The organism is Lederbergia sp. NSJ-179 (genome assembly GCF_022867885.1).
Taxonomy (GTDB): Bacteria; Bacillota; Bacilli; order Bacillales; family Bacillaceae_C; genus Lederbergia.
In genome coordinates this window covers 34,012-44,834 of record NZ_JALIFP010000035.1, presented here as the reverse complement: position 1 = coordinate 44,834, position 10,823 = coordinate 34,012, and the positions used below count along the sequence as shown (strand labels likewise).

Sequence of the window (10,823 nt, the reverse complement as noted above, 5' to 3'; positions counted from 1 at the left end):
TTCTGGTTTTTTCTTTGTCCTCCTGCCCTAGGGCAGGAGGACAAAGAATCTAACCATCCAAGTTTAAAAGTGTAAAATATTATTTATCGGAAACTGTTAAATCTAGTTTATCAGTCACACTTGAATACTTTGGTTCCCTTTATGAGATAAATAAGGTTTTTATGAGACATGAGATACCTCAGGAAATTATTGACACTCTAAAATTAGAAGCGACAGATAGAGGTGTTGATGGAGTTTATATTAGAAATGATGGTAGATTAGTCGCTTATCAAGTAAAATTTCGAACAAACAGAGAGCAACCTACCTATCGTGAACTAGCCACTTTTTGGACTGAGTCAGAATATGCCGATTATAGATTGATTATCAGTAATGCAAATTCCTTACCAGTTGAAAATGAAAGACGAAAAAAGCAAATGGCTGTGTTAGGAAATGACTTAGATAATCTTGATAGCAGTTTCTTTGAGGCCTTGTGTAACAATTTTAAGGGGCTACAAGTCTCTAGGAAACCAGTTCCTAAACCATTTCCTTACCAAAGAAAAATTATCGATGATGTTATATCTAGTTTTAAAGAAAATGACAGAGGTAAGGTTATAGCAGCATGTGGAATTGGTAAAACACTAGTATCAAAGTGGATTCATGATGAAATGGATTCAAATTATACCCTTTTTACAGCTCCATCCCTTTCTTTAATTAAGCAAACAATTGAAGAATGGACCACAAAAACGGAACAGCCTATCACATTTTTGGCAGTTTGTAGTGATGAATCTGTAGTATCAAACTTACATGAGGATACAAACGAATTAGGAATAAATGAGGTTAACTTCCCTGTAACAACAGAACCAGAAGTTATTAAGGACTTTTTAACAAAAGAGTCTCAATATCCAAAAGTTATCTTTAGTACCTATCATTCAGTTGATGCTATAATGAATGCCCTAATTAAGCTTGAACATGAATTTTCATTTGACTTGGCTTTGTATGATGAAGCTCATAGAACCGCTGGAACTAAGGATTCACGAATGTTTGTATATGCTTTGGAAGATAAATACATTCCAGTGAAAAAGAGATTATTCTTAACAGCTACAGAAAGAAATATCACTCAAAGGGTCAAAAATTTCGCTCAAGAATCTGGTATTGAAATTTTCTCTATGGATGATAAGTTGAAGTATGGTCCAACATTTTCAGAATTAAATTTTGGAACAGCAATTGATAATAAGATTATTGCCGACTATAAAGTAGTAGTATGTGCAATGGATGAAGATGAATTATTAGAGTTAGCAAAAGAAAACTCCTATGTACAAGTAGATGTAGGTGATGATACCACTTCAACCACAATGGATAATTTATTAAAGCAAGTAATTCTTGCTAAAGCAGTAGAAGAATTAGGTATAAAAAAAATTGTAAGTTACCACAGTAGAGTGGATATTGCATCAAAATTTGTAAGTGGTTCTAAGAACCAACTATCATTAAGAGATGTATTTTCACAAGTAGCACCATCGATAAAAGACTCTTCTTTATATCTAAGTCATGTTAATGGGGGCATGTCCGCCGGAAAAAGAAAACATATTCTATCTGACTTTGAGAAAAGTGACTTCGGTGTAATCTCAAATGCTAAGTGTTTAACTGAAGGAATCGATATCCCAGCAATAGATGCTGTATACTTTGCAGATTCTAAAGACTCAACTGTTGATATTATTCAAGCAGTTGGAAGGGCTTTGCGTAAAAAGAAAGACGAGGAAAAAACCTCTTATATACTCTTACCTGTTATTCTACCTTCAAAAGAACAGTCATTTAGTGGACTAAAGTCGGATACCTTTGATACTTTACACAGTGTAATTCAAGCACTTCGTGACCAAGACCATACACTGGCCCAAATTATTGATGAAGTAAATTATAATATGGCTGCATCAGGATACAGTCCTAAAAAGGGTAGATTAAATAAAAACTTGCAACAAAAGTTAATGATATTTGCACCAAGTAAAATTCAAATTGAGAACTTTGAAACATCATTACAGTTTAGAATTGGCGAAATCAATAAGAAAGATTCGAACGACACAGCAAAGGTAGTTTTTACAGGTGCTAAAGGAGAAAGAAAAGGGAGTATTAAACGTGTATTTACTTCCATGGGAGACTACAACATGGATGCATACAAAAACAGCCTAGTTATCCCTACACTAAATAAATTCTCTTCTGTGGAGGAGCAGCTTTCTAGTAGTGATATTAAAATCAATAACAATAATGTTTCACACACCTATCGCTTAGGAGCTATCGAAAAAAATGCTAAAGTTTTTTCAATGACCGATATTGGTGAAGCAATAAAAAAGGATAACAACACTTTCGAATCAATCTTTAAAGGACAACTATTGAGATACCATATTTTTAACAAAGAAAACAATGATTTCCTATTTCCATACAGAGCATGGTTTAAAGTAATAAAAGAAACAAATCGGATTAGAAAACTTGATTTTATCTATGGACTTTATCCATTAAAATCGACGGAAAGCTCTGTAATCGACAATGCCATCGACCAAATTATTTCCCTTCAAAACACATACTCTGCTGTAGAAATACTCAGTGATGATAACAAAGAAAAAGTTCTAGAAATCCTAAATGAAAAATTTGACATAGACATAGATTACAAGGATGTCTGGACTTCAAGGGGTACTTCATATAATCAGTTTAATTACTTTGTAAAACATCTCCTTTCATTTGAAAACATCTTTCAAATGAATCCATCAGAGAAACATGTTATTGAGGTAAAACCAGGGGCAAAAACGAATATTGAAACCTTGTTAGAGGAATCATGTGAATTGGAAGAATTAGCATTCAAAACTAAAGACGTTGACCTCTTAAGAAAAAAATATACTACACTTTGAATTCGTTATCCGAATAATCATAAAAAGGAACCTTTGCTTCAGAGCAGAGGTTCCTTTTATATATTTTTTATTGTTTTACTTTTTCTCTAATACCACTATACTTTCTCTTAAAGATTCTGCCAAATACGGATATTTTTGAAGTTGTTGTCCTGAAGTTTTTGCTTTTCTACAAATTATAACCTCTTTAACCTTAAATCCCACTTGTTCACCTAGATAGGCTAAAAATAAGTCAGTTGGGACAATTTTTCCAAGATATGAACTTTGGTCAACTACTATGCAACATTTATGGCCGGATTCTAATACTTTACTGCACTTTTCGAGCACCTTTCCCATATCGTGAAAGTATCCTCTTATCATTTGAGGTACCTTTCTAGTCCTACCGTCTTTTTTCCCTGTATAAGCTTCCTTTAAAGGGATTGCTTCTTCAATTTCAATTGCCATTAAATCAATAATCTCATCAACCTCAATTGGTTCCTTAGCCGCAGAAACAAAAGACCTGATTGCTAGTCTTCGTAATTCACTTAAACCTTTTACACCTAATCTTGGAATAAAGTCTCCCATACGAAGTTCCATCTTGTAAGATTCAAAGTAATCAAATGAATTAGCATAGGGAGGCGAAAATACAATTAATCCTGGCTTTTTATTTATTTCTTTTGAAAACTCCCTAACGTATTTATCTAGTTGTGTTGCAGACCCAAAGTAACCTCTTCCTATATTAGCCAATGAATACTCGCCGATATCACCCCAAAGTAACTTCATTTTTTCATAGTAATAATGAATAACTGAAGTTACTTTGGAAAGTGATTTTTTCAAACCATTTCCATCCCTTTTTCGGTCCGAACTGTCCTCAACTATCGATAAAAAACCAGAGAAGAAAAGTTCTTTCACACTAGGATTAGATATATTATTAACAAATTCTTTTATTGCTAGAAGGGCTCTAAAGTTATCTTCTCTAAAGTATTGCTGTATATCCTCGTAATCAGTAAGTTCTCCCTCAATTAATTTAATAGATGGTATTTCTTCAATTAATAATTTAATCTCTTCAATATCTGCCTTTGAATAGCTATTCGTCTTTGCATTTGTTACCGCAACGGACATTGGGTTAACATCAACCCCCATACTATCAAAATTATTAACTGCAGCCTCCACTAAGGTCGTACCAGCGCCACAGAAAGGGTCAACTATAAATTCTTTTTCTGTATCAACTGTGAATCTATTTATCATCTCTCTTACTAATGTGTGCGAATAGCCCTCTCTATACTTAAACCAACCATGCAGAGGAATAAAATTATTTTGAGAAAAGTTAACTAATTGATTAAAAAATATGACTTCATCTTTTATAATATATTTCTCTTCGAGATATTTTATAAAGTTACTTAACTTCTCATTGTTATAAATTGCGTTCTCATTTAAAACTTTTGCTAATGATGTCATTATTCCTTTTCCTCTCTTAAACGCCACTTATTATCTTCAAATATCAGTTCCGCTTTAAGAATTCTATCTATAAAATCATTAGACTGCTCTTCAATTTGAGCAAACCAACTATCATCAGCATTAATATCAATTACAATTAAATCTGATAGAACACTAATTAAGTCATAAAACAGTTCTTGGTAGAGTTCCGTTGTCGTAAAACTATATTTTCCCCTAAATAATTCTTTAACTTTAGCGTTTATTGTTGTTTTTATATATTCCATTGGCTCACTATTTCTTAAAGATTCATTAATTTCATGCTCACCTTTTACAAATGAGTAAATAAAGTCACCATGAACATTACCTGAATATTTCAGATGAGAAGTGTTCTTATAAGACTGAACAAAGTCTTGGAATATAACTCCATTCCTTGCTATAACAAAACCTGCACGTATAGTTGCCTTTAGCAATGCTACCCACACTTTTAAGTTTTTATTATTGAAGGTAAATACTAAATATCCATCGTCTTTTAAAACCCTGTTACATTCATTAAAAACTTGATAAAGAATCTCTTCATAATGATGAACATCTTTAAAATCATTTAAAGCTTTTTTTCGATTCATAATAGCTTCTTCTTTATTAAAGATAAAGTTATCTAACTGCTTATAAGATTTAAGCCAAACATTCCAATACGAACTCAATTCTCCATATTGAACATTGCTACCATATGGAGGGTCCGTTATTACTGCAGATATACTTTTATCGGGAATAGGCAATTTAGAAGAACTTTGATTTAGAACCATATATGAACTGCTATCCTCTACTAGTTCCTTAAAGTTTTGAGCTAAAATTGGCTTATCATTCATTTTATCTACAGTGAACTCTAAACCTTTCACTACAGCATTCATTCTACTTTCTAAAGCCTTAATAACATTTGCTTCAATGTACTGGTTAGGTAACCAATAAGCATGCTTGTCCATTGAAGTAGGATTACCATTTTCCCAATTGTCTGTAACTCTTGACATATTGTTTGTATATCTCAAAGAAGAACTAAAAGCGAAATATAGACAGTCTAATAAATCCTTAGATACTTCGCTTTTTAATGAAAGAATCTCATTATATATAAGAACATTTATTATATAATTTCTTTCAGTAAATAAGTCACTAAATTTACTAACTCCCTTTTCAAACAGTTTATCTTCATGAGTTCTATCCCAATCTTCAGGTATATTCCCATCTGGCTTAACTAACTGAGAGGTTAAATAATGGGAATAGTCCTTTTTTCTTATATTTTCAATTTCTCTATTAGTAAGTACATGTACAAAACTATTTGAGTTTTTCTTATTACTAATTTTTAATCTAATTGGAGTACTTGAAAGTGGTTTACAATCTGTTCTCTTAACTCCAAGCTTAGTACCTGTATTAGTAGAGCAATCTTTGTTTGAACAGTTATAAAAACCATTCTTATACTTTCCATCTTCCTTCATAACTTTATTTTCTTCTCTTAAAACAATTGAACTTTCACAAACTGGACATGAAACAATATATGCCCATTCAACCCATTCAATATCATATTTCGAATCGTCAAATTCAAATTCATAAAAATGGTTATATTTCTCTTTAGCTTTAACGAGAAATTGCTCAAAAAGTTGTTTTAAATCGTCTATGGGAACATGTTTAACTTGCATTTCTGTAATAAATGCTGCTAATGGGTTAAGGTCAACTCCAATAACCTTTCTATTTAAAGCCAAGCTTTCAAATACAGTTACTCCTCCACCACAGAATACATCAAGTACAATATCACCTTCTGATGTATAATGCTGAATTAAGTTTTGAAAAACATTATATGGTCTTCTAGCAAAATACTTATGCATTTTATATGGTGCTGTATGTGACCTTGCTTTTACTGACATTGATATTGGTTCAATCAAAAATAACACCTCATTCAAAATATAGAAACGTATGTTCCGACTTTAGATAATTATAACATACACTTTACTAATCTTGCGATATAGTCTATAGTAATTCTTGAGAAACTTCTTCCATAAAGAAAACCAAGTAGATTCATTAACAAAGTCCCACCTGGTTCTTCAAGAGATTTATTATTTTTTTACCCTCTGTTTTACTTCTTCCATTTTATCATAAAAATCCTTTTCTATATCACGTTCAAAAAAGTTTGCTAATTTACACAAATAAGCAATACAATCAGAGATTTCCTTACCTAAATCATCAGAAATTTCCCTCTTTGCATACCTAAATGCCTCAACTTCATCAAAACCTTTAATCTTTTTCTCATTTGTTATAGTGAAAAGCTCCCTTAAAAGCTCAGCAATTTCGGCCACTTCAGTAGAAAGCAACATATGATTCATTAGAATTGATTCTTTACTTCTTTCGTAGCTATCTTCCTTTATATGATAATTAAGTTCCTTTTGATATTTTTTAGTGAATTCCTGTAATTCTCTCAATTTCCTACTCCCTCCAACTTTAACTGCTAAATTTGATTTTTAATAGATTAACTAACCCATGAGTAATGTAATTTTACAAATACAAAACAAATATATTCATATATTTTATTCGAAAGGATGATTTACATATGGCTAATTATTATTGTGCAGATGTTATCGTAAACGAATGTTATATTACTATTCACTTTTATATCCTTGATGGTAAGCAGTTTAGGTATGTAAACAGCAGCAAATGTAATAATTTTAATGAAGTATTCGATTTCCTTTTTACAAAGGGTATATCTGGGTATTTCAAGGAACTTATTATATATCTTGAAGAGCCTTTAAAAGAAATTGAGACAAACCAATTCTTAAAAAGGGCTGTTAAGGGATTAAACTGGTTATTAATAAACTCAGAGGTAAACGCTGGTATATTAAAAAAGAAGTTTAAAAAACCAGCATTTATAAAAACGGATTACTAAGTTTCCTATTTATTATGCATCATTAAGGAGCATAGATTTATGTATGCAACCTATGCTCCACAATTATTATTGTACCTCTTTAAGTTCCCTTTTTATAATATCATAAGATACATCCTCTAATTGAAAAACCTCATTTACTTATGATACGGCTCCCCCCTCATAATCCGAAACCCCCGATACACCTGCTCCAGCAACACCAATCTCATCAATTGATGGGGAAAGGTCATTTTGGAAAACGACAAAGCGAAATTACTTCGTTTCTGAACTTCTTGACTCAAACCAAGAGAACCCCCAATAATAAAGGCGATTTTGCTTTTGCCGTAGGTGGCGAGTTCGTCCATTTTTTGGGCGAGTTGTTCGGAGGTAAGCATAGCGCCGTTTATTTCTAAGGTAATGACGTGGGTGTCTTGGGATATGTGAGTGAGGATACGCTCTCCTTCTTTGCGTTTGACCATTTCCATGTCAGCTTCACTTAAGTTTTCAGGTGCTTTTTCATCGGCGACTTCGATGATGTCTACTTTGGCGTAGGTACTTAAGCGCTTTAGATATTCTTGGATGCCTTGTTTCAAGTATTTTTCTTTTAGTTTTCCGACGGTGATGATCGTGATTTTCATTTTGTTCGTTCCTTTGCTTTTCGATAAGGGCTTATTGTTTTATCCGCCTTCTCTTCCCACAAGTGTAGCAAAAAAGGGACTTGCTTCCTACTGCCTTTGTTAGCTAGCATGGCCTATCCCTTTATTCTATACTTTCGCTATCGTTGCAAAAGCAGATTATTTTTGGCAGGAAGGGGCTATCGATACCATGTCGAGGAGTCACTATGGATTGCGATCCCTATGCTCCCCCAAGCATCAGAAAGATTGTCTTTTGCCGCTGCCATTACAGCTTTACTATTAATTCCTCGAATCGTGTCTACAATATCGTCTTTTTCAGGTTCAACACCAATTTCCCCTACCACATCTGCATTAAAAATAGTCCCCGCCGATCCTGTGTCTAATAAGACTTTATCAAGTTCTCTCTTTTTCCCACGAAACTCTACCTTAAGATGAACAAATGGAAGACCATACTGAATATCGATTTTCATCTTAAACCTCTAATCCCTACATATCTCTCACGTGCAACTAAGTTAGGGCGCGATGTATGAAAAAAGCAATATTCTCGATAAGGTTTTTCTTTTCGTAATTCATCGTAACGGCGCATAGCCTCACTAGACTTTTCAAATCGATCAATAACAACTATTTCTTCAATATATCTTTTCCCTTCTTTTGAGTGCGCTTTAATGACTTCTAATACAACCCATTCATTTGGAAATCGTTTCTGTACTTCTCGCCAACGCATCTCATCCCTCCGTCCAAGTGTGTTTGTCTACATTATACCACAGAAATTGAAAGCACTTTTTATAAAAGGACCAGGGAGTGGAACAATGTGCCTACCAACCAGGGAAAGAGCTGCTTGGGAACACAGTACATAGCGAAGTGGAAAAAGGAGGAGAGACTGTCAATACCTTGTCGAGGAATAACTATGGTGGTATATAGCATGGCCAGAGAGCGTTAGCCCCGCTGTCTTTTTATATCAGCGGGTTATTGTGGCAGTCTCTGAGGAGTTATTTTGAATGGTATCAGAATTTTGCATCGATTCTTTAATTCGGCTCCATATGAACATGAACATCGTAAACACCGTACTTTTCGATCATGACATTTTCTACACGGCTCGCTATATCGTGGGCCTCATGAATAGTTAAATTTTCATTCACCAGAATTGCAACATCGATGACTTCATTATTTCCATAATTTCTTCCCTTGATTTCCTGTATTCCCTTCACTCCATCAACCATAGCGATTACGTCATGATAAAGTTGGATTTTTTCTTCATCAAATCCATCGGAAAGCTCATGAGACGCTCCTTTAAAGATATCCCAAGCTGTTTTACATATTAATAGTCCCACAATGATGGCTGTTACTGTATCAAGCCACGGCATATTGAATTGAGAACCGAAGATGCCAATCGAGATCCCTATACTCACCCAAGCATCGGAAAGATTATCCTTGGCTGCTGCCATAACCGCTTTGCTATTAATTTTATTCGCTAATTTTTTGTTGTAACGATAAATAAAATACATAGCTAGTGCTGAAAAAACACCTACAAATCCTGCCAACATATCTGGAGCGACTTTTTCCTCCTGAAACATGGAAGTGATCGCATCCCGCAATACTTGTATACCAACGGCTAACATGATAAAAGAAGCAATCATGGAGGATATGGATTCACTTTTCCAATGGCCATATCGATGATCTTGATCAGGTGGCCTTCGCGATAATTTAAGTCCAATGAGAACGGCAATAGAGGCAATAATATCAGTTGTATTGTTTAGACCATCTGCTTTTAAAGCAGTGGAGCCACTCATATAGCCAAAAATCATTTTTAAGATGGAAAGACAGATATAAGCCATAATGCTAATCATGGCGCCTCGTTCTCCTAATTTAAGATTTTTGTACTTTTGCTCATCCATCTTCGTCCCTCCCTCCTCACCAATCGCTTGTATCCATCATACTGAATGAAATAGGAGTGGGTCTATAGAAATCTTTTTATCTGGCTCTATGTTAGTGAGTGATAGGCAAGTAAGTTGCATCATGGAAAAATCCCTACTCACAATCAAGCCGCCAAAAAGACTGAATCACACTCAGTTCCTTTGTCGACAATTCAAGTAGCTCCCATTCAATGCCCCTTTTTCATCTATCCACAACCTGAATAAGGTTACCCACAGGACAACGATCCATCTATTACACACAGCTTACGAACAACTTACTCACAACAGTTATCCACATATTCACAGTTTCTATCCACATTTTGTATGAAGAATATTAGTTTCCTACAAGATATATGGATCGGTTTTGGCAATATTCACAGGGTGTTGATAAGTTCTCTTCCTTTTTTATCTTCTCTAAAGTCGGTGCGATTTCACACTCATCAACTACTATATCCAAGGCTAGATCCACATGCTCTTCACAACAATAAATCATCACAAATCCTCACCCCCATTGACTTTATAGATAATGACTCCTACTCTTTTCTTGTTTAAAATCTTGTACTTTGATCGGTTATTTTTCCGCCTATATCTTCTGTTTTTTGCTAATGCCATCCCTAAAGTTATCCACAACCAATGGTAACATAACTAAGAAAAGCGCAAGCGCCCGTTTAGCGACGTACAAACTTCAGTTGAAAGATGAACAGCTAAAAGCGCGCCGTCCTGGCGCAACGCTGTTCTGACCAACATCCTGTTGGCCTGAGATAAAGGAAACACGATGAACCCGAAGGGTGAATCGATGTTGACTTACGCAAGCAGGCACCGAAAGTTTGCTAGTCGCTGGGCGCTGGAGCTAGATCCAACATTAGCCAAAATTTATACTTTCCTATCCTGTAAGAAAAGCGCAAGCGCCTTGTTCAGCCCCGACAAGCAAATGTTCCTGAACCTAAGAAGGGCGATCTTTCCCTTCATAGGTTCAGGGTTATTTGACCTCGAGGGGCTAGGCGCTGGAGCTAGATCCAAACATTAGCCAATTTTTATACTTACCTTTTAAAAAAACAGGGAAACGCCATTCCGCCTCCCTGCTTTC

Annotated in this window: 10 protein-coding genes; 2 read left to right on the top strand and 8 right to left on the bottom strand. The window is 34.6% G+C overall.

Going from position 1 to position 10,823, the window contains the following annotated elements; genetic code table 11:
• Positions 1–146 precede the first annotated feature (146 nt).
• Positions 147–2,873 carry a DEAD/DEAH box helicase family protein gene (locus tag MUB24_RS18735; RefSeq protein ID WP_313898477.1) on the top strand — a complete coding sequence of 909 codons (2,727 nt, stop codon included), beginning with the start codon at positions 147–149 and terminating at the stop codon, positions 2,871–2,873.
• Between the two features lie 75 nt (positions 2,874–2,948).
• Here MUB24_RS18735 and MUB24_RS18730 read toward each other — a convergent pair whose 3' ends face one another.
• The 3 genes from MUB24_RS18730 to MUB24_RS18720 all read right to left on the bottom strand — a co-directional run bounded on the left by MUB24_RS18730 (position 2,949) and on the right by MUB24_RS18720 (position 6,751).
• Entirely contained in the window at positions 2,949–4,307 is a 1,359-nt protein-coding gene (locus tag MUB24_RS18730) for a TRM11 family methyltransferase (protein ID WP_244706789.1), read from the bottom strand.
• Positions 4,307–6,217: a DNA methyltransferase gene (locus MUB24_RS18725; RefSeq protein ID WP_244706787.1), complete on the bottom strand. Its 1,911-nt coding sequence runs from the start codon at positions 6,215–6,217 to the stop codon at positions 4,307–4,309. Before MUB24_RS18725 ends, MUB24_RS18730 begins: the two co-directional genes overlap by 1 nt.
• Positions 6,218–6,388: 171 nt before the next feature.
• Positions 6,389–6,751 (bottom strand): nucleoside triphosphate pyrophosphohydrolase family protein, encoded by a 363-nt coding sequence (locus tag MUB24_RS18720; protein WP_244706785.1) that lies wholly within the window; start codon positions 6,749–6,751, stop codon positions 6,389–6,391.
• A gap of 128 nt (positions 6,752–6,879) precedes the next feature.
• On the opposite strand from MUB24_RS18720, the gene MUB24_RS18715 reads away from it, so the two are divergent.
• Entirely contained in the window at positions 6,880–7,212 is a 333-nt protein-coding gene (locus MUB24_RS18715) for a hypothetical protein (RefSeq protein ID WP_244706783.1), read from the top strand.
• A 134-nt stretch (positions 7,213–7,346) separates the two neighbouring features.
• Here the strand turns inward: MUB24_RS18715 and rlmH are convergent, their stop codons facing one another.
• The 5 genes from rlmH to MUB24_RS18690 all read right to left on the bottom strand — a co-directional run bounded on the left by rlmH (position 7,347) and on the right by MUB24_RS18690 (position 10,229).
• Complete coding sequence (gene rlmH, locus MUB24_RS18710) at positions 7,347–7,826, bottom strand: 23S rRNA (pseudouridine(1915)-N(3))-methyltransferase RlmH (RefSeq protein WP_244706780.1); 480 nt, start codon at positions 7,824–7,826, stop codon at positions 7,347–7,349.
• Between the two features lie 176 nt (positions 7,827–8,002).
• Entirely contained in the window at positions 8,003–8,293 is a 291-nt protein-coding gene (locus MUB24_RS18705; RefSeq protein ID WP_244706779.1) for a hypothetical protein, read from the bottom strand.
• Positions 8,290–8,547, bottom strand: a complete 258-nt coding sequence (locus MUB24_RS18700) for a hypothetical protein (RefSeq protein ID WP_244706777.1) — start codon at positions 8,545–8,547, stop codon at positions 8,290–8,292. Before MUB24_RS18700 ends, MUB24_RS18705 begins: the two co-directional genes overlap by 4 nt.
• A gap of 301 nt (positions 8,548–8,848) precedes the next feature.
• Positions 8,849–9,718, bottom strand: a complete 870-nt coding sequence (locus MUB24_RS18695; protein WP_244706775.1) for a cation diffusion facilitator family transporter — start codon at positions 9,716–9,718, stop codon at positions 8,849–8,851.
• Positions 9,719–10,070: 352 nt separating this feature from the next.
• Complete coding sequence (locus tag MUB24_RS18690; protein ID WP_244706773.1) at positions 10,071–10,229, bottom strand: CxxH/CxxC protein; 159 nt, start codon at positions 10,227–10,229, stop codon at positions 10,071–10,073.
• Between the last annotated feature and the right edge of the window lie 594 nt (positions 10,230–10,823).

Coding starts and splice junctions, on each gene's coding strand:
- MUB24_RS18705 (WP_244706779.1), bottom strand. CDS start 8,293: ATGAAAATCGATATTCAGTATGGTCTTCCATTTGTTCATCTTAAGGTA.
- MUB24_RS18715 (WP_244706783.1), top strand. CDS start 6,880: ATGGCTAATTATTATTGTGCAGATGTTATCGTAAACGAATGTTATATT.
- rlmH (WP_244706780.1), bottom strand. CDS start 7,826: ATGAAAATCACGATCATCACCGTCGGAAAACTAAAAGAAAAATACTTG.
- MUB24_RS18700 (WP_244706777.1), bottom strand. CDS start 8,547: ATGCGTTGGCGAGAAGTACAGAAACGATTTCCAAATGAATGGGTTGTA.
- MUB24_RS18730 (WP_244706789.1), bottom strand. CDS start 4,307: ATGACATCATTAGCAAAAGTTTTAAATGAGAACGCAATTTATAACAAT.
- MUB24_RS18690 (WP_244706773.1), bottom strand. CDS start 10,229: ATGATTTATTGTTGTGAAGAGCATGTGGATCTAGCCTTGGATATAGTA.
- MUB24_RS18695 (WP_244706775.1), bottom strand. CDS start 9,718: ATGGATGAGCAAAAGTACAAAAATCTTAAATTAGGAGAACGAGGCGCC.